The sequence below is a fragment of the Stenotrophomonas sp. 10N36 genome (assembly GCF_056395005.1).
In genome coordinates this window covers 193,008-213,944 of record NZ_JBFTIS010000007.1, presented here as the reverse complement: position 1 = coordinate 213,944, position 20,937 = coordinate 193,008, and the positions used below count along the sequence as shown (strand labels likewise).

Here is a 20,937-nt window from a genome sequence, read left to right as displayed (position 1 = left end):
GTCCTACGCGAGCGTCCGTACTCGTGCGGATTGACCATCGCGACGTAAACGCCACCCAACCCGAATCACCTTATTCCGTCCTGCAGCAAGGTATTTTTGTGCGGTAGGCCTACAATTTCATTTTCCCAACTGAGCAACACGCACCGCTCCGTCATGAAATCGCAGAAACCAGCAGCCAAGACCGTGAAAAACAAATCCAAACCAGCCGATACGCAGACTGTTTCGCCAGTGGGCTTCTCGCTGGAGCCGGTGTACACGGCCTTGCGCAAGCGCTACCCGGCGGCCGGGCAGGCCGAGGCCGTGGCATTTGCCGCCGACTTCTACAAGCGCATGGAGGCGGACGAGTTCCCGCACCACACCGCCGAGGAGTGGGCTGCCCTGGCGGCCGACACGCTGGAATTCGCGCGTGTACGCAAGTCCGGCAAGGCCAATGTGCGTGTGTTCAACCCGACCCTGAAGGGCAACGGGTGGGAATCGCCGCATACGGTGCTGCAGATCGTCAATGACGACATGCCGTTCCTGGTCGACACGGTGACCATGTCACTGGCCGAGCATGGCATCGGCGTGCACGTGCTGGGCCACCCGGTGATCCGCTTCGCGCGCGACAAGGCCGGCAAGCTGAGCGGTGTCAGCGACGGCAACGCCGAATCGGTGATGCTGCTGGAAATCGACCGCCAGCCGGCCGAGGCCATGGCCGACGTCGAGCAGGCGATCGTCAAGGCGCTGGACGAGGTGCGTGCCATCGTCGGCGACTGGGATGCGATGCGCAGCAAGGCCAAGAGCCTGGCTGACGACCTCGGCACCCGCCAGCTGCCGATCGATGCCGCCTCGCGTGCCGAAGCACAGGAATTCCTGCGCTGGGCCGCCGACAACCACTTCACCTTCTTCGGCTACCGCGAATACCGCGTGGAGAAGCAGGGCAAGGAAGACGTGCTGGCCCCGCTCAACGAGACCGGCCTGGGCCTGATGCGCGGCAAGGACAAGTCCGCCGCCCGTCCGGTCAAGACCCTGGCTGCGCAGGGCCTCAACGCCACCACCGGGTTGAAGGACGCGCTGATCCTGACCAAGACCAATGCACGTTCGCGCGTTCACCGCGCCGGCTACATGGACTATATCGGCGTGCTGGAATTCGACGCCAAGGGCAAGATCATCGGTGAGCAGCGCTTCCTGGGCCTGTTCACCTCCAGCGCCTACAACCGCCGCCCGTGGGAAATTCCGCTGGTGCGTCAGCGCCACGAATATGTGATGACCCAGTCCGGCCTGGCGCCAAGCAGCCACAGCGGCAAGGCCCTGCGCCACATCCTGGAAACCCTGCCGCGCGAAGAACTGTTCCAGTCCAGCGAGGACGAACTGTTCCGCACCGCCATGGGCGTGCTGGGCCTGCAGGAGCGCGTGCGCAGCCGCCTGTTCCTGCGTCGCGACAAGTACAGCCGTTTCATCTCCGCGCTGGTGTACCTGCCGCGCGAGCGCTTCAACACCGATGTGCGCCTGCGCATCGAAGCGATGCTCAAGGACGCCCTGCAGGGCGAGTACGTGGACAGCTCGGTGGTACTGGGCGAGTCGCCGCTGGCCCAGGTGCACCTGATCGTGCGCCCGAAGGCTGGACAGACCCTGGAAGTGGACACCAGCGCGCTGGAACAGAAGCTGGCCCAGGTGCTGCGCAACTGGCAGGACGACCTGCGCGAAGCGCTGGTGGCCCGCCACGGTGAAAGCGAAGGCCTGCGCATTGCCGCCCGCATCGGCAAGGCACTGCCGGCTGGCTACATCGAAGACTCCAGCACCGAGATCGCGGCCAACGACGTCAGCCAGCTCGATGCGTTGACCGGCCCGGACGACCTGCGCCTGAGCCTGCAGGCCGTGCAGCGCGAAGGCGGCGATGGCCTGCGCCTGAAGCTGTACCGCCAGCTGGACGACATTCCGCTGTCGGACGCGCTGCCGATGATGGAAAACATGGGCTTGCGCGTGATCGCCGAGCGCCCGTACCGCCTCACGGTGGACAACGCGCCGGTGTACGTGCAGGACTTCGAAGTGGAATCGGTGGCCGGTGCGATCGACGCCCCGAGCGTGGATGCCGCCTTCGGTGAAACCTTCGCCCGCGTGTGGCACGGCGATGCCGAGAACGACGGTTTCAACCGCCTGGTGCTGGCCGCTGGCCTGCATTGGCGCCAGGTGGCGATGCTGCGAGGCTACTGCAAGTACCTGCTGCAGACCGGCGTGCCGTTCTCGCAGGCCTATGTGGAAGGCACCTTCACCCGCTACCCGCTGCTGGCCCGCCTGCTGGTGGAGCTGTTCGAAGCCCGCTTCGACCCGGCCACCGGCCACGAGAGCAAGGACGCCATCGCCGAGGGCCAGGCCCAGCTGCGCGAGCACCTGACGGTGCTGGCCGGCGGCGACGAGGCCACCCTGAAGGTGCTCAAGACCGTGGTCGATGCCCGCAAGGGCGACCGCAAGGCACAGATGGATGCCGCGCGCGACGCGCTGCTGAAGCTGATGGACCGCGTCTCCAGCCTGGATGAAGACCGCATCCTGCGCAGCTTCATGGGCGTGATCGACGCCACCCTGCGTACCAGCTACTACCAGACCGATGCCAACGGCCAGCACGGCCATGTCATCAGCTTCAAGTTCGATTCGGCGCTGGTGCCGGACCTGCCCAAGCCGCGTCCGTACCGCGAAATCTTCGTGTACGGCCCGCGCGTGGAAGGTACCCACCTGCGCTTCGGTGCGGTGGCCCGTGGTGGCCTGCGCTGGTCGGACCGTCGCGAAGACTTCCGTACCGAAGTGCTGGGCCTGGTCAAGGCGCAGATGGTCAAGAACACGGTCATCGTGCCGGTCGGCGCGAAGGGCGGCTTCTTCGCCAAGGTGCCGCCGGCCAGTGGCGACCGTGATGCGGTGTTCGCCAACGGCGTGGCCTGCTACAAGCTGTTCATCCAGGGCCTGCTGGACATCACCGACAACATCGTCAACAACAAGATCGTGCCGCCGGTGGACGTGGTCCGCCACGACATGGACGACCCGTACCTGGTGGTGGCCGCCGACAAGGGCACCGCGACCTTCTCCGACATCGCCAACGGCCTGGCCGTCGCGCACGGCTTCTGGATGGGCGACGCGTTCGCCTCCGGTGGTTCGGTGGGCTACGACCACAAGGGCATGGGCATCACCGCGCGCGGTGCGTGGGAGTCGGTCAAGCGCCACTTCCGTGCCCTGGGCCGTGACAGCCAGAGCCAGGACTTCACCACGGTGGGCGTCGGCGACATGTCCGGCGACGTGTTCGGCAACGGCATGCTGCTGTCGCGCCACATCCGCCTGGTGGCCGCGTTCGATCACCGCCACATCTTCCTGGACCCGAACCCGGATGCGGCCACCACGTTCGTCGAACGTGAGCGCCTGTTCACCGTGCCGCGCTCCAGCTGGGCCGACTACGACGCCAAGCTGATCAGCAAGGGCGGTGGCATCTTCCCGCGTTCGCTGAAGTCCATCGAGATCACCCCGCAGGTGCGTGAGGTGCTGGGCCTGGACGAGAACGTCAAGGCGATGTCGCCGAACGACCTGATGAGCGCCATCCTCAAGGCGCCGGTGGACCTGCTGTGGAACGGCGGCATCGGCACCTACGTCAAGGCCGCCACCGAGCAGCACAGCGACGTGGGCGACCGCGCCAACAACGCGCTGCGCGTCAATGGTGGCGAGCTGCGCTGCAAGGTGGTGGGCGAGGGCGGCAACTTGGGCATGACCCAGCTGGGCCGCATCGAGGCTGCCCAGGCCGGCGTGCTGCTCAACACCGACTTCATCGACAACTCGGCCGGTGTGGACACCTCCGACCACGAAGTCAACATCAAGATCCTGCTCAACGATGTGGTGCGGGCCAAGAAGCTGACCGTTGAACAGCGCAACAAGCTGCTGGCGTCGATGACCGACGAAGTGGCCGCGCTGGTGCTCAACGACAACTACCGCCAGAACCAGGCCCTGAGCCTGATGGAGCGGATGGCGGTCAAGCGCCTGGGCTCCAAGCAGCACTTCATCCGCACGCTGGAGCAGCAGGGCCTGCTGGATCGCCAGATCGAGTACCTGCCCTCCGATGCGGAGCTGTCGGCACGCAAGGCGCGCGGCCAGGGCCTGACCCGTCCGGAACTGTCGGTGCTGCTGTCCTATTCCAAGCTGGTGGCGTTTGCCCAGCTGCTGGATTCGGACATCCCGGAAGATCCGTACCTGTCCAAGGAGCTGCAGCGTTACTTCCCGACGCCGCTGCAGAAGAAGTATGCCGATGCGATGGAGCGTCACCGCCTGAAGCGCGAAATCATCGCCACGGCCGTGACCAACCAGACCATCAACCGGATGGGCGCCACGTTCCTGATGCGTATGCAGGAAGACACCGGCCGCAGCGTGGCCGAGGTCGCCAAGGCCTACACGATCAGCCGTGAAACGCTGGACGCACGTGCGCTGTGGGCGCAGATCGATGCGCTCGACGGCACGCTGCCGGAATCGGTGCAGATCGATGCGCTGGAAGTGATCTGGAAGCTGCAGCGTTCGTTCGTGCGCTGGCTGCTGTCGCGCCCGGGCACGATGCCGGGCATCACCGAGGCGGTGAACCGCTACCAGGCCGCGTTCAACGACATCCGCGTGGCATCGGGCGTGCTGCCCGATTCGCAGCGCCCGGCCTACGAGGCGAGCGTGGCCGAGTGGAAGGAAAAGGGCCTGCCGCCGGCACTGGCACAGCAGCTGTCCGAGCTACAGTTCCTGGAACCGGCGTTCGACATCATCGAACTGGCCCGGACCCGCAAGCTGAAGCCGGTGGACGTGTCCAAGATCCACTTCCGCCTGGGCGACGCCCTGCAGCTGCCGTGGCTGTTCGAGCAGATCGACGCGCTGGAGGTCAACGGCCGTTGGCATGCCGTGGCGCGTGGCGTGCTGCGCGACGAGCTGGCCGCCCATCATCGCAACCTGGCTGCCCAGGTGCTGTCGATGAAGGGCAGCAGCGCCGAAGCCAAGGTGGCGGCCTGGATCGGCCGTGACGACAGCAGCCTGCGCTTCACGCTGTCGATGCTGGCCGAACTGGCCGAGCAGAAGACCCTGGACTACCCGACCGTCTCGGTCGCGGTGCAGCGCCTGGGTCAGCTCGCCGCGCATGGTGCGTAAGCGCATTCGCGCTGACGCCCCACGGTTTGCGTTGCAAACCGCGGGCCCCATGCGGACCGTGCTTCCAGACCCCTGCGCCTTCGGCGCGGCCCCCTTACTCAGGGGGGCTCTGCTCCAGCCGCGTGTCTCTGGATCTGCAGCTGCATGAGTAACCAACGGCCCCGCTCACGCGGGGCCGCTTTTGTTTGGTTGTTTGGCTTGGTGCGGCAAAGGCGAAAGGCAGCGCGTGCCGTTTGCTCCTGGGCTGGGCGGGGCTGTGTGGGTTCACGGGACACGCCGCAAGTACGTCCTTGTAGGCTCCGCCACCGCATCCATGCGGTGGAGGGTCCCGTGAACCCACACAGCCCCGCCCTCGACAGTTGATCGGTGGCCATCGCAGAGCAACGTGCGGAAACACAGCACGTGCGCTGACGTTGGAGGGGCGTCACCCATTGCCCGCCAGCTTTTCGCTCTTCCATGGCAACCAGCCACCTGTCGAGGGTCGGGGGGTGTGGGTTCACGGGACCCTCGGCGCCATGGATGGCGCTGCGGAGCCTACAAGGATGTACTTGCGGCGTGTCCCGTGAACCCACACCCCCCGGCCCAGCCCAGGAACAGAGAGCGACGGCTGCTTTGCCGTGGTGCGGCAGGTATGCTCTGTGCAACAAACTGCCGCACCGGATCCACCGATGAGCGCTTCCCCCCGTATCGCCTTCCTGGCCAGCAACACCGAGGCTGCGCAGCAGGCGCTGGCGCAGATGCTGGCCCGCTATGGCGATTGCACGCCCGAGCAGGCCGATGTGCTGTGCCCGCTGGGGGGCGACGGCTTCATGCTGCAGACCCTGCATCGCCATGCCGCACTCGGCAAGCCGGTGTTCGGCATGAAGCTGGGCACGGTCGGGTTCCTGATGAACCAGTTCCGTGACGACGACCTGCCGGCGCGCCTCGCGGCGGCCGAGCCGGCCCACCTGCGACCGCTGGAGATGCTGGCGCTGACCGAATCGGGTACCACCACCGGCTCGCTCGCCTACAACGACGTCTCGCTGCTGCGCCAGACCCGCCAGGCCGCGCATATCGGCGTGGATCTCAACGGCCAGGAGCGGGTGGCCGAACTGATTGGGGACGGCGTGCTGGTGGCCACCCCGGCCGGCAGCACCGCCTACAACTATTCCGCGCATGGCCCGATCCTGCCGCTGGGCTCGCATACCATCGCGCTGACCCCGTTGGCCCCGTACCGGCCGCGCCGTTGGCGCGGGGCGATCCTCAAGGCCGACACCGAGGTGCGCTTCCGCGTGCTCGACCCGTACAAGCGGCCGGTGAGTGTGACCGCCGACTCGCACGAAACCCGCGACGTGGTCGAAGTGACCATCCGCGAATCGCGCGAGCGCCGGGTCACCCTGCTGTTCGACCCGGAGCACAACCTGGAAGACCGCATTCTCAGCGAACAGTTCATGTTCTGAACGGGCCGGGCCGTAGCAGCCATCCACTGTGGGACAATGACTGGCCGGCCGCTGCGGCCGCATTGGATTGCTGAGTGCCATGGGCGACAACACCCCCCGTCTGCTGACCGTCGCGGTAACCTCGCGCGCGCTGTTCGACCTCGAAGAAGGCCATGCGCTGTTCGAGGCCGAGGGCGTGGACGCCTACGCCGAGTACCAGCGCAAGCATGAGGACGACGTGCTGCGCCCCGGCGTGGCATTCCCGGTGGTACGCAAGCTGCTGGCGCTCAACCAGGGCCAGTCGCCGGAGTCGCCGCGGGTGGAAGTGATCCTGCTGTCGCGCAACTCGGCCGATACGGGGCTGCGCATCTTCAATTCGATCCAGCATTACGGCCTGGGCATCATCCGGGCCACCTTCACGGCTGGCGAGCCCACCTGGCCGTACGTGAAGCCGTTCGGCACCGACCTGTTCCTGTCGGCCAACCCCGACTCGGTGCGCCGCGCGCTGTCGCACGGCATTGCCGCGGCCACCATCCTGCCCAAGCCGCCGGGCGAGACCATCGCCGCCGCCGAGCAGGTGGACCTGGGCCGGCCGCTGGGCCAGCTGCGCATCGCCTTCGATGGTGACGCGGTGATCTTCGGGGACGAAAGCGAGCGCATCTCGCGCGAGCAGGGCGTGGAAGCGTTTGGCCGGCATGAGCGTGAGAATGCGCGCGAGCCGCTCAGCGGTGGCCCGTTCCGCAACTTCCTTTCCGCCCTGCACACCCTGCAGGCGGTGTTCCCGTCGGGCGAAGACGCGCCGATCCGCACCGCGCTGGTGACCGCGCGCTCGGCACCGGCACACGAGCGGGTCATCCGCACGCTGCGCGAGTGGGGCGTGCGCCTGGATGAGGCACTGTTCCTGGGCGGACGCCACAAAGGCCCGTTCCTGGAAGCCTTCGGCGCGGACATCTTCTTCGACGATTCGCAGCACAACATCGACAGCGCCCGCCAGCACCAGAGCGTAGCCGCCGGGCACGTCCCCCACGGCGTCGCCAACGACGGGTAGGCCATGACCGTTGGTCATGGCAGGGGCGCCATGGTGTTACCAACGACCGGTAGGCCATGACCGTTGATCATGGCGCGGATAGATCGGCGTACCGACCAACGGTATGCCCGGCCTGCGGCCGGGCACCCTTCGGGCGGGTAGGCCATGACCGTTGGTCATGGCGCGCATAGATCGGCGTACCGACCAACGGTCGGTACCTACCGGATCGGGAGGCCGGTGGGCGCGGTGTCGTCGGCCAGCGGCAGGCGGATGTCCACCAGCTTCCAGCGCAGGCCGAACCGTTGCAGGACGAACACGATCGGCGCGCCGCTGTCGGTGTGCGTGGTGGCGGTGAAGCGCGACAGCGATTCGAAATGGTGTTCGGCGCCCTTCAGCGGGCGCGGCTTGCGCGGCGCCGCGTAGGCGTCGTTGCTTTCCAGGTCGTTGCTGGCGCGCTTCCACAACGTGTGGCCTTCCAGCAGCGCGCCGATGCCGGTGGGTGTGGCCATCGCGTCCACGGCGGTCCCGGTGAGCGTCTCGCTGGCCGACAGCAACAGCGCCCCCAACAGGTTGGACTGCACCTCCGGGCCGGCCTGGCGCACCACGTAGTCGTTGAGCTGGGCGCGCAGGTTGGCGCGCAGCAGCGGGAAGTCGACGTAGCGGTCCAGCTTGGCGGTGTCGCGGGTTTCGATGGCCTGGGCCAGCCCGCGCACGGTCAGGTAGGGCCCGCTGAAAAACAGGCCTGCCAGCACCAGCAGCAGGGCCAGCAGCAACCACGGAAGTTTCTTCATCGATCCGGTACCTGCAGGAGACTGCCCCGAGCTTGCCGCAGCGCCGGTGGAGAAGTGTGAACGTTACTGGCTGGGCGAACTGCCGGCGCGCTGGAACGCGGCCACCAGTCGCGCCCGTTCGTCGGGCTGCAGGGCGTCCACGCGGGTGTCCAGGATCTGGTCGAGGTTGCCCACCCGGGTCGTACCCAGCACGCCACTGGCGATGCCCGGGTTCTGCAGCACGTAGGCAAACGCGGTCTGCCCCGGCAGCTGCGAATGCACGCCCGCCACCGCCTTCTGCAGGGTGCGCGCGCTGCGCATCAGCTGGCGGCTGGAGGGCTTCAACCACGCGCGCGCCAGGTACCAGGCGTCGGCCAGCCGCGGCAGCCGCACGCGCGCCGGCAGCAGGTGGCCCTGGGCCAGCACGGTGCCGGCCAGGACGCCGATGCCTGCCGCGTGCATGGCGGCAATCAGCGGTTCGCGGTCCTGCTGCAGCACGTTGTAGTCGATCAACGCCACGTCGAACAGGGTGGGGTGGTCGGCGATGTGCTGCATGATCGCGCCGGTGTGGGTGTTGATGCCCAGCAGGCGGAACATGCCGTTGCGGCGCATGCGCTCCAGCGCGGTGAGCAGTTCATCGCTCAGTTCGTGCAGGCCGATGCCGTGCAGCTGGAAGATGTCCAGGTGGTCGCAGTGCAGGTTGCGCAGCGACGCCGCGCAGCTGCGCTCGATGTTCGCCGGCGAAAAGTCGCGGTGCTCGGCGCCGCTGATGCCGGCCTGGCCGGTCAGCGTGCCGGCCTTGCTGGAAATCACCAGCCCGTCGCGCGGGTGGCTGGCATAGGCGCGCTGCAGGATGCGGCCCAGCCGTGGCTCGGCGTTGAACGCCGAATAGTTGTGGCCGGTGTCGAACAGGTTCACGCCGCGCTCCAACGCGCGGCGCACGATGCGTTCGGCCTCGCTTTCGGCGAACCGGTGGTTGCCCCAGAACCCGGAGCAGCCCAGCGCCACCTGCGATACCTGCAGGCCGCTGCGTCCCAGCGGGCGCGTTGGAATGGCGGTGTGCGCGGGCATGGTGCTCAGAATTCCAGGTCCAGCGCCGCGCACAGGTAGTCCACGAACGGGCCCAGCGTGACCAGGTCGGCGGCGATGGTCTGGCGCAGGCGCGGGCCGGTCATCACCGCATCGTCCAGCGAGCGCCAGAACACCCAGTTGCGGTGCTTGAGGTCGTCGATGAACTCGAAATCCGGCTCGAACCCGCGCGGCGGGCGCACCAGCTTCTCGCTCTCCTCGAAGTCGAACTTCTTGCGCAGTACCGGCGAATGCGCGGCCGCCTTCCAGCTGCCGGGGTTGTCGACAATGAAGTGCCGCACCTTGCGCTGGGTGGCCGGTTCGGGATGCCACAGGCCGGCACCGACGAAGCTCTCGCCGGGTTGCAGGTGGATGTAGAACGACGGGGCCGGCACCTGCTTGCGCCGCTCATGGAACAACCGCGCGCCCTGCCAGCTCTTGTACGGCGACTTGTCGTTGGAGAAGCGCGCGTCGCGGTAGATGCGGAACAGCGAGCCGCCAACACCGCGCGGGTCGGCGCGGAAGTGCTCGCTGACCGCGGCCAGGTCCGGTTGCAGGTCGGCGATCAGGCGCAGGAACGGCTGGCGCACGTGCTCTTCGTACTGCGGCTTGTGTTCGTTGAACCAGGTCTTGTCGTTGTTGCGGGCCAGGCCGCGCAGGAAGGTGAAGCTCTTCGGGCTGAAATACGTGCTCACAGGCTCTGCTCCAGGTGGGTGCCCCAGTCGCGCAGCTGCTGCAGCAGGGCGAGCCTGGCCGGATCGTCGGCATGCTCGGTGGCCAGTGCGTCCAGCTGCGCGCGGAACTGCGGCAGGGTCTGCTCGCCCAGCGCGGTGTCGCCAAGCAGGCGCTGGCGACGATAGTCCTTCCAGCGTGAGCGTTCGGTCGCGTCCAGGGTCTGCGGGTGGTTGCGCGCGCGGTAGCGGAACAGCAGCTCGGGCATGCGCGGATCGCGCAGGCGTTCGGCGTAGCTGGCCAGTTCGGCCGGCGGGCTGGTACGGATACGGGTCATCAGCGCCTTGTCGCCGTCGGCCAGGAAGCCGTCGTACAGCGAGGCGTCCACGTCGCTGGGGGGCAGCACGCGCTCACCGCCGAACACCTGGCGCACCTTCTCGGCCAAGGTCGGGCCCAGGGCGCGCAGGCGTGCGGCCTTGGCCTCGATCTCCGCGGGATCGATGCCGAGGCGGGCGTGGTCGGCCGGGCGCAGGTGGTTCCAGGCCACCAGCGCCGGCACCTTGTTGAGGTGCACTTCCTTGAGCGGCACGCGTTGCTCGCCTTCGGCCAGGTCGGCGGCACGGGTGTACAGGCGTGCGGCGAGGGTCTCGGCCGGCAGCGTCAGCAGCGCGTCGATGTCGCCGTCCAGGTCGAGCGCGATGATGCGGTTGTTGATGTACGGGTGGCGCGCCAGCGGCAGCACCGGCGCGGCGCACATGCGCTGGGCCGGGTAGCGCATCGAAATGTGCAGCGCCGGCTGCAGGGCGTCCACGTCGAGCAGGCCGGCCACGAAGCGCTTGTCGCGCAGCTTCAGCGCGTAGTCCCACAGGCGCGGCTGGGCCTGCTTGAACAGGCGGGCCAGGCCGATGGTGGCATGCACGTCCGACAGCGCTTCGTGGGCATCGCCCTGGCGCACGTTGTTGGCGGTGGCCAGGTGCTCGAGCTTGAACGAGGTGGCGCCATCTTCGCGCTGCGGCCACACCACGCCTTCCGGGCGCAGCGCGTGCAGCAACCGCATCATGTCCAGCAGGTCCCAGCGCGAATTGCCGTTGCGCCACTCGCGCTCATACGGGTCATGGAAGTTGCGGAACAACCCGTGGCGCACGAACTCGTCGTCGAAGCGCAGCGTGTTGTAGCCCAGCGAGCAGGTGCCCGGGCGCGCCATCAGGTCGTTGATGCGCGCGAACGCCTCGGCTTCGCTGACCCCGGCCGACAGCGCATGCTGCGGGGTGATGCCGGTGATCAGGGTGGCCACCGGCGAGGGCAGCAGGTCATCGGCGGGTTTGACGTAGAAGCTGACCGGTTCGTCGATGATGTTCAGGTCGGCGTCGGTGCGGATCGCGGCGAACTGGGCGATGCGGGTGCGGCGCGGGTCCTGACCGAAGGTTTCCAGGTCGTAGAACAGGAAGCTGTCAGCCATCAGTGCGCGCCCTCCAGCACGGGCAACTGCGCATGCACGATGTGCTCCAGCGCGGCCCAGTCGATGTGGTCCAGGCTGTCGTGCCCGGCGGTGGCGTCTTCAAGAATGCGACGCTGCAGTTCGGTGCGCGCGTGCGCCACCGCATACGGCGTGTGCAGGAAGGTCACCATGGTGTAGTGCGGCACGAAGCGGGTGGGCCAGCGTGCCTGCAGGGCTTGTTCCAGCTCGCGCTGCAGCAGGAAGGCCGGGTCGGCAACGCGATCGCGCATTTCCAGGTAGTTTTCCAGCGCCATCTGCTGGATCGCTTCGGCATTCGGCTTGCGGTCGGCCTCGAAGGCGGCGAAGGCCGCGGCCAGCGTGTCCTGTTCCAGCAGGTGGCCGGCCAGCGCCACGCAGTCTTCAAACGCGCAGTTCATGCCCTGGCCGTGGAACGGCACCATCGCATGCGCGGCGTCGCCCAGCAGCACGGCGCGGCCCTGCAGGTGCCAGTGTTTGAGGTGCAGCGTGCCCAGCAGGCCGGGCGGGTGTTCTTCCCAGTCGCGGCGCAGGTTGGGAATCAGCGCCAGCGCATCGGGGAAGTCGCGCGCGAACAGCGCTTCGGCCTCGGCACCGGTGGTGGTGGTGGCAAAGCTCGGGTCGCCTTCGTTGGGCAGGAACAGGGTGACGGTGAAGGTGCCTTCGTCATTGGGCAGCGCAATGCACATGTAGTGCCCGCGCGGCCAGATGTGCAACGCGTTGGCTTCGATGCGGAAGCCGCCGTCGGCGGTGGGCGGGATCTCCAGCTCCTTGTAGGAGTGGTCGAGGAACTCGGTGCGCTCGTCCAGCGGCTGCTTGCGGTTCATCGCCGCGCGCAGCGCCGAGCCGGCACCATCGGCGCCGATCAGGGTGTCGAACCGGATGTCGTGCGGCTGGTCGTCGCGGTCGTCGATGAAGCGGGCATAGCCGGCATCGAAATCGACGGTGTGCAGGCGGCGGTGGAAATGCACCTGCGCACCGGCGTCTTCGGCCAGCTGCAACAGCGTGGTGTTGAGGTCCTTGCGGTGGATCGACCAGATCACTTCGCTGTCGTCGCGGCCGTAGCGTTGCAGCTGCGGCTCGCCCTGGCGCGGGTGCACCATGCGCCCGCGCATCATCACCGCCTTGGCCATGACCGCGTCTTCGACCCCGGCCTGGCGCAGCGCATTGCGGCCGCGTTCGGCCAGGGCCAGGTTGATCGAGCGGCCCGACTCGTAGTCGCTGATGCGCGGGTCGCCGCGACGTTCGTACAGGGTGATCCGCCAGCCCTGGCGGGACAGCAGGATGGCGAGCAGCGAGCCGGCCAGGCCAGCGCCGATGATGCTCAGCGAGCGGGAAGGGGGTGCGATCACATCAATGTCCGTGGGGGCGGGGAGGGCGGGGCGGATTACAGCCCTGCCCAGGCGTCCACTTCGTCGACGAAGTGGTGCAGGTCCTGGTAACGGTTGTAGAGCGGGGTCGGCGAGATGCGGATGACGTCCGGCTCGCGCCAGTCACCGAGCACGCCGACAGTCTGCAGGTACTCGAACAGGCTGCGGCCCCGTTCGCGACCACCGACCACGCGCAGCGAGAGCTGGCAGCCGCGGCGGTCCGGTTCGCTGGGGGTGAGCACCTCGAGCACGCCAGTCAGGCGGGCGCGCACCAGCGCGTCGAGCAGGCCGGTCAGGCGCAGCGACTTCTCGCGCAGGGCGGCGATGCCACCGGCCTTGTCGACCACGTCGAGGGCGGCGCGCAGCGGTGCCAGGCCGAGCACGGGCGGGTTGCTGAGCTGCCAGCCTTCGGCGCCGACGGCGGGCACGAACTGCGGGGCCATCTTGAAGCGGGTGGCTTCTTCGTGGCCCCACCAGCCGGCGAAGCGCGGCAGGCTGGTGTCGCGGTGGTGGCGTTCGTGCACGAAGCACCCGGCCACGGCGCCGGGGCCGGCATTGAGGTACTTGTAGTGGCACCAGACGGCGAAGTCGGGGGCGATGTCGTGCAGCTGCAGGGGGATGTTGCCGACCGAGTGGGCCAGGTCGAAGCCGACGCGGGCGCCCTGCAGGCGGGCCATGCGGGTGATGGCGTCGAGGTCGAAGACCTGGCCGCTGCGGTACTGCACGCCGGGCCACAGCACCAGCGCCAGGCGCGGGCCGTGTTCGGTGATGGCGCGTTCGATGGCCTGCAGGGAGATGGTGCCGTTGGGTTCGTCGGGCTGGACTTCGATGAGGTCGGTGGCCGGGTCGAAGCCGTGGAAGCGGATCTGCGATTCGACGGCGTGGCGGTCGGTGGGGAACGCGCCGGCTTCTATGAGGATGGCGGGGCGCTCGCGGCTGGGCCGGTAGAAGCTGACCATCATCAGGTGCAGGTTGACGCTGAGGGTGTTCATGGCGACCACTTCGCTGGGCAGCGCGCCGACGACGCGGGCGAGCTGTTCGCTGACGAGGCGGTGGTAGCGCAGCCACTGGGTGTCGCCGGTGAAGTGGCCTTCGACGGCCAGGCTGGCCCATTTGTCCATGACGTCCTGGACGGCGGCACGGGCGCCGCGCGGCTGCAGGCCCAGCGAGTTGCCGACGAAGTAGGTCTGGTCGCGGTGGTTGTGCTGAGGGAAGACGAATTCGCTGCGGAGGGTGCGCAGGGGGTCGGCAGCGTCCAGGGCAACTGCATGGGTGCGGCTGAGGAGTTCGGACATGGTGCAACCAGCGGTGACAGTGACCGACAGTTTATCCGGGTGGTGGGGGTGGGGGGGATTGTGTTTTTTTCGAGGCGTGAGGCAAGTGCAGGTGCAAGTGCAACGGCCACGGCAACGGCCACGGCCACGGCAGAAGCGTGGTGTCTGTGCGGTGGGTGGGCTGGCGCGGTGCGGGTGGGTGGCCGGGACACGCCGTAAATCCGTCCCTGGAGGCTCCGCCACCGCATCCATGCGGTGGAGGGTCCCGGCCACCCACCCGCACCACGCCCTGACACAGGGCCGGTGCGCAGGGGAAATGCGGGTGATGCCGTGGCGAAGTGGGGTGATGCGGGTGACGTGGGTGACGTGGGTGACGTGGGTGATGCGGGTAATGCGGGTGATGCGGGTAATGCGGGATGGCGCGGGGCCATGCGGGGCGATGCGGGGCCACGCGGGGCCAAGCGGGGCCAAGCGGGGTGGCGTGGGGCCACGCGGGGCCAAGCGGGGTGGCGTGGGGCCACGCGGGGTGATGGGGGTGATGCGGGGCCACGCGGGGTGTCGTCGGGCCACGCTGGTAGAGCCGACCGTTGGTCGGCTGCTCTCCGCTCAGAGGTCATGTTGCCATCGAACGACGAAGAGCTATCGGCAGTCGATCGAGGATCGACCCTACCAGGGCCGGGGTGACACGACGCCACGCGGCGTCACCCGGGGTAGAGCCGACCGTTGGTCGGCTGCTTTTCGCTCAAACGCGCGCGTGCAGCTCGGCGCTTTTCAATCCTCAACCTTCAACCGCAACAACACCCGGCAGCGGGTCTACATGCCCGCACGCCGCACAGGTGCGCATCTCCACCGATGCCTGGTACCGCGCAAACACCTTCGGCAGGTCGGTTTCGATGTTTTCCAGGGCGAAGTATTCCTCGTACAGCTTGTGGTTGCAGCGCTCGCAGAACCACAGCAGTCCGTCGCGTTCGTGCGCCAGCCGTTTGCGCTCCACTACCAGGCCGACGCCGCCGGGCGGGCGGCGGGGTGAATGGGGTACCTTGCCCGGCAGCAGGAAGATTTCGCCCGCGCGGATCGGGATGTCGCGCACTGCGCCGTCTTCCTGCACCTTCAGCACCATCTCGCCTTCGAGCTGGTAGAACCACTCCGGGCCTTCGTCGTAATGGTAGTCCGTGCGGCTGTTCGGCCCGCCCACCACCATCACGATGAAGTCCCCGTTCTCGATCATCTTGTTGCCCACCGGCGGCTTCAGCAGGTGCCGGTTTTCTTCGATCCAGCCCAGCAGGTTGATCGGCATGGGGAGCATGGTGCGATGTCCGTAGTGGGGAAGGGTCAGTCGCGCTTGCCGCGGCGAGGCACGTGCGCCAGCGCCCGCTCGTAGGCCGGCTGCAGGTCTTCCGGCGCGCCTACGTCGATGCCCATCTCGCGCACCCGGCCGTCCTTCAGGCTGTAGACCCAGCCGTGCACCATCAGCTTCTGGCCGCGCGCCCAGGCGTCCTGCACGATCGTCGACCGGCAGGCGTTGACCACCTGCTCGATCACGTTCAGTTCGCACAGCCGTGCATGCTTCAGGTCCGGGTCTTCAATCGCATCCATGATCGACGCATGCTTCTGCGCCACATCACCCACGTGCCGCAGCCAGTTGTCGGCCAGGCCCACCCGCGTGTTGTGCAGGCTGGCGTGCACGCCGCCGCAGCCGTAATGGCCCACGATCAGGATGTGCTTCACCTTCAACTGGTCCACCGCGTACTGGATCACGCTCAGGCAGTTGAGGTCGGTGTGCACCACCACGTTGGCCACGTTGCGGTGCACGAACACCTCGCCCGGTGCCATGCCGATGATCTGGTTGGCCGGCACGCGCGAATCCGAACAGCCGATCCACAGGTATTCCGGATGCTGCTGCTTGGCCAGCTGGTGGAAGAATTCCGGGTCTTCTTTCTCGATCCGGTCCGCCCATTCGCGGTTGTTCTGCAGCAGCTTGTGGATGTCTTTCATGGGGCAGGTGTCCCTGACGTAAGGTGGGGGCAAGGCGCGGCCAGCCTGGCCGCGGCGTCGCGGGAAACGGGGAGGGTCAGCCGGCGGTGTCGCCGTCGCGGCGCCAGCGCATCCACTGCGCCAGCTCGCGGGAAGCCGGGGCGTCCAGCGTCGACAGCGCGTCGATCACGCTGCGCTGGTTCGCCTCCGGGTGGTTCTGGCTCAGTTTGAGCTTGATCTGCACCTGGGCCGGGCGGAAGCGGAAGCCGACGATGCCGGCCAGCATGCGCTGCTGGCGCGGCTCGATCGGCAGCAGGTCCCAGTCGCCGCCTACGGTGCCTTCGTAATGCGTGCTCAGTGCATCCAGCATCGCCACCAGTGCGTCCGGGTCGGTGACCGGCTCCAGCACGCCGCGCAGTTCGGCCGCGGCATAGTTCCAGGTGGGGACGCGCGCCTGCGCATCTTTGTCGGGATACCAGCCCGGCGACACATACGCGTGCGGGCCATTCACCAGCAGCGTGGCCGGGCCGGCGTGGCCGGCCTGCGGATTCGGTTTGGCCCAATGGCCCTCGATCAGGATGCCGTCGGCCTCCCGCGTGTAGACCACCGGCAGGCGCGTGGCCTGCGGGTAGCCGTCGGCGCCGTTGGTCACCAGGGTGACGAACGCATCGCGCGCCAGCAGCCGGTCCAGCCAGATCAGGTCGGTCTCGGCGAAGGCGGACGGAATGAACATCGTCGGTTACGCGCGGGCGCCCAGGCTCTGCACCATGCGGCCATGCAGGTCCGCATCGCTGGCACCCTGCGGCGGCTGCACTTCATGCAGCGAGAAGCCGCGGATCAGCGCGTCTTCCTCGTCCAGCCCGTCATAGGAGACGAACTCGGCGTCGAACAGCTGTGAACGCGCGGTGTCTTCGCTGTCGTAGCTGAGCGTGTTGCCGTCGCTGTCGAGCACTTCGGCGGTGCCCGCCGGGCGGATCCGCAGGCGGGCCCAGATCAGCGTGTTGCCCAGGCTGGCCAGGAACCACTCGTCGCGGTCAGGGGTCGTGTCGTTCATATCAATACCATCGAAAGCAGCCAGAGCAGGGCAGCCATGCCCAGCCCGGCCAGCAGGGTCAGCAGCGATACCCAGGCCGGCGTTGCCAGCCCGGACAGCGCCCGGTCGGGGGTTTTCCGGTAATCACGGCCCAGCAGCCAGCGCAGCGCGTCCGGGCGCAGGAACGCGCCGTTGCCGAAGCGTTCCGCCAGCAGCGGGTGGCGGTCGCGGATGTGGACCAGGGTGAGCGGCCAGAAGATCACAAAGGCACTGAACCCGGCGATCGCCACGCCGACGAAGCACAGCGCGAAGAACAAGGTCATGGGTCAGTGCCTCCGTAGGTGGATCAGAACTCGGCGGTGCCCGGTGCGCGCGGGTAGGCGATCGCATCGCGGATGTTGCCCAGCCCGCAGACGTAGACCACCAGGCGCTCGAAGCCCAGGCCGAAGCCGGCGTGCGGCACCGAACCGTAGCGGCGGAAATCGCGGTACCAGCCGTAGTGTTCGCGGTCCAGGCCGAACTGCGCCATGCGCGCGTCCAGCACGTCCAGGCGCTCTTCGCGCTGGCTGCCGCCGATGATCTCGCCGATGCCCGGGGCCAGCACGTCCATCGCCGCAACGGTCTTGCCGTCGTCGTTCAGGCGCATGTAGAACGCCTTGATGTGCTCGGGGTAGTTGGTCACCACCACCGGGCGGCCGATGTGTTCCTCGGTCAGCCAGCGCTCGTGCTCGGTCTGCAGGTCCAGGCCCCACTCGACCGGGAAGTCGAACTTCTTGCCCGAGTTCTGCAGCAGCTTCACCGCCTCGGTGTAGTCGATCTGCTCGAACGGGGCGTTGATGAAGGCTTCCAGCTTGGTGATCGCGTTCTTGTCCACGCGCTCGGCCAGGAATGCCAGGTCGTCGCCGCGCTCGTCGAGCACCGCACGGAACAGGTACTTCAGGAACTGCTCGGCCAGGCGCGCGTCTTCGGCCAGGTCGGCGAAGGCGATTTCCGGCTCGATCATCCAGAACTCCGCCAGGTGGCGGGTGGTGTTGGAGTTCTCGGCGCGGAACGTCGGGCCGAACGTGTACACCTTGCTCAGGGCCAGGCAGTACGCCTCGACGTTGAGCTGGCCGGACACGGTCAGGAAGGTTTCCTTGCCGAAGAAATCGCGGCTGAAATCGACCTCGCCCTTGTCGTTGCGGGGCAGGTTGGCCATGTCCAGGGTGGACACCCGGAACATCTGGCCGGCGCCTTCGGCATCGGAGGTGGTGATGATCGGGGTGCTGATCCAGTTGAACCCGTTCTCGTGGAAGAACCGGTGCACGGCCTGGGACAGGCAGTTGCGGATGCGGGTGACCGCGCCGAACAGGTTGGTGCGCGGGCGCAGGTGCGCCACTTCACGCAGGAACTCGGCGCTCATCGGCTTGGGCTGGATCGGGTAGGTCAGCGGGTCTTCGACCAGGCCGACGATCTCGATGCCGCTGGCCTGGATCTCGAACGACTGGCCCTTGCCCTGCGACTTGACCAGGGTGCCGCGGGCGATCACCGAGCAGCCGGGGGTGAGCGCCTTGATCTCGTCGAAGTTGCCCAGGGTGTCATTGGCCACCACCTGGATGGGGGCAAAGCAGGAGCCATCGGTGACATTGACGAAGGCCAGTGCTGCCGACCCACGCACCGTACGCACCCAACCGCGTACGGTTGCCTCGCCGCCTTCCGGGATCTTCCCGGCAAGCGCATGTTCAACGCTGACCACCGTCATGACTTGAATCCTCTATTGATCGACTCGATCTCTGAACGAGGAGTTTAACGGGTGCAGCGTTCTGCTTGCGAGGCATTTTTAGCCGCCGAGGACTCCTATAATGACCCCGATCCGCTGGAGTTGCCTGTCATGGCTGTAAGCCTTACCCCTGTTGCCTTTGCCCGTGTGCAGAAGTTCGTCGCCCAGACCCCGGGCGCGCTGGGCCTGCGTTTCGGCGTCACCCGTACCGGTTGCTCGGGCTGGGGCCACATCACCGACCTGGCCCGCGACGAGCGCCAGGGCGACACCGTGTTCGAGCAGGACGGGGTGCGCATCTACGTGGATGCCGACAGTCTGGGCCTGGTCGACGGCACCGAGATCGACTTCGGCAAGCACGGGCTGAGCGAGACGTTCACGTTCAGGAACCCGAACGCCACCGCCGAATGCGGCTGCGGCGAGAGCTTCACCACCGAAGCCGACAAGGCCTGATCCGGGCCGGCAGAAGCGCCCAGCCCCGCGGCTGCTTGCCTGCGGGCGCTTGTGCTGCCATACTTTGCGGCTTCCTGCCTGATTCCGGGCAGGACCCTTGCCCCACCGCGTTCATCTGCGGGGGGCTGTCCGGCCCCTGCGGGCCACATCCGAAAGGTAAAAACACATGAGTCGTCATTACGAAGTCGTGTTCCTGGTCCATCCGGACCAGAGCGAACAGGTCCCGGCCATGATCGAGCGCTACAAGGCGCTGGTCGAGAACGGCAACGGCACCATCCACCGTCTGGAAGACTGGGGCCGTCGTCAGCTGGCCTACCCGATCCAGAACCTGGTGAAGGCCCACTACGTCATGCTCAACATCGAGTGCGACCAGGCCGTGCTGAGCGAGCTGGTGGAAAGCTTCCGCTTCAACGATGCCGTGCTGCGCAACCTCGTCATCAAGCGTGACGAAGCTGACACCGAGCAGTCGCTGATCATGAAGAGCAAGGACGAGAAGGGTGACAAGCCCGAGCGTGGCGAGCGTCGTCGTCGTGATGACGAAGAAGGTGAAACCACCCCCGCCGCTGACACCGATGCCGGCGAAGACGCCGCTTCGGCCGCTTAAGGAGCACTGACATGTCCAAGTTCTTCCGTCGCCGCAAGTTCTGCAAGTTCACGGCCGAAGGTGTCAAGGAGATCGATTACAAGGATCTCAACACCCTGCGCCAGTACCTGACCGAGAACGGCAAGATCGTGCCGAGCCGCGTCACCGGTACCAAGTCGAAGTACCAGCGCCAGCTGGCAACGGCCGTCAAGCGCGCCCGTTTCCTGGCCCTGATTCCGTACACCGACAACCACGACGTCTGATGAAAGCCGGCGGCTTCGGTCGCCGCTTTCGTGGACCTGGCCGCCCGCGCTGCAAAGCGTCGGGCGGTTTCACGGTCTACCGTTCGGATATTCGGACAGCCATCGCTGCGGGGCCACGCCTCGCTAACGAATACATATTTGGAGCTACACCATGAAGCTGATTCTTCTCCAGAAGGTCACCAACCTCGGCGGTCTGGGCGATCTGGTCGACGTGAAGCCGGGCTACGGCCGCAACTTCCTCGTCCCGACCGGCAAGGCCGTTCCGGCCACCACCACCAACGTTGCCGAGTTCGAAGCCAAGCGCGCCGATTACGAAGCCAAGGCTCAGTCGATCCACGCTGACGCCGAAGCCCGCAAGGCTCAGCTGGAAGGCAAGAGCGTCACCATCGCCGCCAACGCGTCGACGGAAGGCAAGCTGTACGGTTCGGTTGGCCCGCGCGACATCGCCGAAGCCTTCACCAAGGCCGGCCTGCCGCTGGAAAAGAGCGAAGTGATCCTGGGCGAAGGCGCCTTCCGCAACGTGGGCGAGTACGAGGTGACTGTTCACCTGCACGCCGACGTCGAAACCACCGTCAAGGTGGTTGTGGAAGCCGAAAAGGCCTGATCCCTGCCGAAAGGCTGGAGTCACCAAAACGGGTGCCCGCGAGGGTGCCCGTTTTTGTATGTGGGGGT

The 20,937-nt window shown here is 67.2% G+C and carries 18 protein-coding genes and 1 pseudogene; 7 read left to right on the top strand and 12 right to left on the bottom strand.

What is annotated here, in order from left to right; all coding sequences use genetic code 11:
* Positions 1-234: 234 nt before the first annotated feature.
* The 3 genes and pseudogenes from AC1DCJ_RS09625 to AC1DCJ_RS09615 all read left to right on the top strand — a co-directional run.
* Positions 235-5,130, top strand: a pseudogene (locus AC1DCJ_RS09625) (NAD-glutamate dehydrogenase); the annotation flags it as partial.
* A 668-nt stretch (positions 5,131-5,798) separates the two neighbouring features.
* Positions 5,799-6,569, top strand: a complete 771-nt coding sequence (locus AC1DCJ_RS09620; protein ID WP_038687630.1) for an NAD kinase — start codon at positions 5,799-5,801, stop codon at positions 6,567-6,569.
* Positions 6,570-6,648: 79 nt separating this feature from the next.
* Entirely contained in the window at positions 6,649-7,596 is a 948-nt protein-coding gene (locus AC1DCJ_RS09615; protein ID WP_038687632.1) for a 5'-nucleotidase, read from the top strand.
* Positions 7,597-7,793: 197 nt separating this feature from the next.
* Here AC1DCJ_RS09615 and AC1DCJ_RS09610 read toward each other — a convergent pair whose 3' ends face one another.
* The 12 genes from AC1DCJ_RS09610 to asnS all read right to left on the bottom strand — a co-directional run bounded on the left by AC1DCJ_RS09610 (position 7,794) and on the right by asnS (position 18,951).
* Positions 7,794-8,366 carry a DUF2939 domain-containing protein gene (locus tag AC1DCJ_RS09610; RefSeq protein WP_478070806.1) on the bottom strand — a complete coding sequence of 191 codons (573 nt, stop codon included), beginning with the start codon at positions 8,364-8,366 and terminating at the stop codon, positions 7,794-7,796.
* A gap of 63 nt (positions 8,367-8,429) precedes the next feature.
* Complete coding sequence (locus tag AC1DCJ_RS09605) at positions 8,430-9,416, bottom strand: aldo/keto reductase (protein ID WP_478070805.1); 987 nt, start codon at positions 9,414-9,416, stop codon at positions 8,430-8,432.
* A gap of 5 nt (positions 9,417-9,421) precedes the next feature.
* Entirely contained in the window at positions 9,422-10,108 is a 687-nt protein-coding gene (locus AC1DCJ_RS09600; protein ID WP_128096740.1) for a DUF2461 domain-containing protein, read from the bottom strand.
* Positions 10,105-11,544, bottom strand: a complete 1,440-nt coding sequence (gene sbcB / locus AC1DCJ_RS09595) for an exodeoxyribonuclease I (RefSeq protein WP_478070804.1) — start codon at positions 11,542-11,544, stop codon at positions 10,105-10,107. Before sbcB ends, AC1DCJ_RS09600 begins: the two co-directional genes overlap by 4 nt.
* Positions 11,544-12,908: an FAD-dependent oxidoreductase gene (locus tag AC1DCJ_RS09590; RefSeq protein WP_193557434.1), complete on the bottom strand. Its 1,365-nt coding sequence runs from the start codon at positions 12,906-12,908 to the stop codon at positions 11,544-11,546. The genes sbcB and AC1DCJ_RS09590 overlap by 1 nt, the downstream gene beginning before the upstream one ends.
* Before the next feature lie 38 nt (positions 12,909-12,946).
* The gene (gene kynU / locus AC1DCJ_RS09585) at positions 12,947-14,224 is read right to left on the bottom strand and encodes a kynureninase (RefSeq protein ID WP_141056876.1); all 1,278 of its coding nucleotides are present in this window, start codon (positions 14,222-14,224) and stop codon (positions 12,947-12,949) included.
* Between the two features lie 757 nt (positions 14,225-14,981).
* Positions 14,982-15,509, bottom strand: coding sequence for a 3-hydroxyanthranilate 3,4-dioxygenase (locus AC1DCJ_RS09580; RefSeq protein WP_478070803.1), 528 nt, complete (start codon positions 15,507-15,509; stop codon positions 14,982-14,984).
* 26 nt (positions 15,510-15,535) lie between these two features.
* Complete coding sequence (gene can / locus AC1DCJ_RS09575; protein WP_137189838.1) at positions 15,536-16,198, bottom strand: carbonate dehydratase; 663 nt, start codon at positions 16,196-16,198, stop codon at positions 15,536-15,538.
* Between the two features lie 76 nt (positions 16,199-16,274).
* The gene (locus AC1DCJ_RS09570; RefSeq protein WP_478070802.1) at positions 16,275-16,910 is read right to left on the bottom strand and encodes an FMN-binding negative transcriptional regulator; all 636 of its coding nucleotides are present in this window, start codon (positions 16,908-16,910) and stop codon (positions 16,275-16,277) included.
* A 6-nt stretch (positions 16,911-16,916) separates the two neighbouring features.
* Positions 16,917-17,231 (bottom strand): hypothetical protein, encoded by a 315-nt coding sequence (locus tag AC1DCJ_RS09565; protein ID WP_038687649.1) that lies wholly within the window; start codon positions 17,229-17,231, stop codon positions 16,917-16,919.
* Entirely contained in the window at positions 17,228-17,533 is a 306-nt protein-coding gene (locus AC1DCJ_RS09560; RefSeq protein WP_137189836.1) for a hypothetical protein, read from the bottom strand. The genes AC1DCJ_RS09565 and AC1DCJ_RS09560 overlap by 4 nt, the downstream gene beginning before the upstream one ends.
* A 23-nt stretch (positions 17,534-17,556) precedes the next feature.
* The gene (gene asnS, locus AC1DCJ_RS09555) at positions 17,557-18,951 is read right to left on the bottom strand and encodes an asparagine--tRNA ligase (RefSeq protein ID WP_137189835.1); all 1,395 of its coding nucleotides are present in this window, start codon (positions 18,949-18,951) and stop codon (positions 17,557-17,559) included.
* A gap of 129 nt (positions 18,952-19,080) precedes the next feature.
* Here asnS and AC1DCJ_RS09550 point away from each other — a divergent pair, with 129 nt between their 5' ends.
* The 4 genes from AC1DCJ_RS09550 to rplI all read left to right on the top strand — a co-directional run bounded on the left by AC1DCJ_RS09550 (position 19,081) and on the right by rplI (position 20,869).
* A complete protein-coding gene (locus tag AC1DCJ_RS09550; RefSeq protein WP_038687654.1) occupies positions 19,081-19,419 on the top strand; it encodes a HesB/IscA family protein in 339 nt (112 codons plus the stop codon).
* Positions 19,420-19,585: 166 nt separating this feature from the next.
* On the top strand, positions 19,586-20,023 hold the full coding sequence (gene rpsF / locus AC1DCJ_RS09545; protein WP_038687655.1) for a 30S ribosomal protein S6: 438 nt from the start codon (positions 19,586-19,588) through the stop codon (positions 20,021-20,023).
* A gap of 11 nt (positions 20,024-20,034) precedes the next feature.
* Entirely contained in the window at positions 20,035-20,265 is a 231-nt protein-coding gene (gene rpsR, locus AC1DCJ_RS09540; RefSeq protein WP_002804494.1) for a 30S ribosomal protein S18, read from the top strand.
* A gap of 151 nt (positions 20,266-20,416) precedes the next feature.
* Positions 20,417-20,869 (top strand): 50S ribosomal protein L9, encoded by a 453-nt coding sequence (gene rplI / locus AC1DCJ_RS09535; RefSeq protein WP_038687658.1) that lies wholly within the window; start codon positions 20,417-20,419, stop codon positions 20,867-20,869.
* The last annotated feature ends 68 nt before the right edge of the window (positions 20,870-20,937 follow it).

Excerpts from the sequence above, each read along its gene's own strand:
- can (WP_137189838.1), bottom strand. The coding sequence starts at position 16,198 with ATGAAAGACATCCACAAGCTGCTGCAGAACAACCGCGAATGGGCGGAC.
- rpsF (WP_038687655.1), top strand. The coding sequence starts at position 19,586 with ATGAGTCGTCATTACGAAGTCGTGTTCCTGGTCCATCCGGACCAGAGC.
- AC1DCJ_RS09615 (WP_038687632.1), top strand. The coding sequence starts at position 6,649 with ATGGGCGACAACACCCCCCGTCTGCTGACCGTCGCGGTAACCTCGCGC.
- rplI (WP_038687658.1), top strand. The coding sequence starts at position 20,417 with ATGAAGCTGATTCTTCTCCAGAAGGTCACCAACCTCGGCGGTCTGGGC.
- AC1DCJ_RS09610 (WP_478070806.1), bottom strand. The coding sequence starts at position 8,366 with ATGAAGAAACTTCCGTGGTTGCTGCTGGCCCTGCTGCTGGTGCTGGCA.
- AC1DCJ_RS09560 (WP_137189836.1), bottom strand. The coding sequence starts at position 17,533 with ATGACCTTGTTCTTCGCGCTGTGCTTCGTCGGCGTGGCGATCGCCGGG.
- AC1DCJ_RS09565 (WP_038687649.1), bottom strand. The coding sequence starts at position 17,231 with ATGAACGACACGACCCCTGACCGCGACGAGTGGTTCCTGGCCAGCCTG.
- asnS (WP_137189835.1), bottom strand. The coding sequence starts at position 18,951 with ATGACGGTGGTCAGCGTTGAACATGCGCTTGCCGGGAAGATCCCGGAA.
- sbcB (WP_478070804.1), bottom strand. The coding sequence starts at position 11,544 with ATGGCTGACAGCTTCCTGTTCTACGACCTGGAAACCTTCGGTCAGGAC.
- AC1DCJ_RS09605 (WP_478070805.1), bottom strand. The coding sequence starts at position 9,416 with ATGCCCGCGCACACCGCCATTCCAACGCGCCCGCTGGGACGCAGCGGC.
- AC1DCJ_RS09620 (WP_038687630.1), top strand. The coding sequence starts at position 5,799 with ATGAGCGCTTCCCCCCGTATCGCCTTCCTGGCCAGCAACACCGAGGCT.
- kynU (WP_141056876.1), bottom strand. The coding sequence starts at position 14,224 with ATGTCCGAACTCCTCAGCCGCACCCATGCAGTTGCCCTGGACGCTGCC.
- AC1DCJ_RS09550 (WP_038687654.1), top strand. The coding sequence starts at position 19,081 with ATGGCTGTAAGCCTTACCCCTGTTGCCTTTGCCCGTGTGCAGAAGTTC.
- AC1DCJ_RS09570 (WP_478070802.1), bottom strand. The coding sequence starts at position 16,910 with ATGTTCATTCCGTCCGCCTTCGCCGAGACCGACCTGATCTGGCTGGAC.
- AC1DCJ_RS09580 (WP_478070803.1), bottom strand. The coding sequence starts at position 15,509 with ATGCTCCCCATGCCGATCAACCTGCTGGGCTGGATCGAAGAAAACCGG.
- rpsR (WP_002804494.1), top strand. The coding sequence starts at position 20,035 with ATGTCCAAGTTCTTCCGTCGCCGCAAGTTCTGCAAGTTCACGGCCGAA.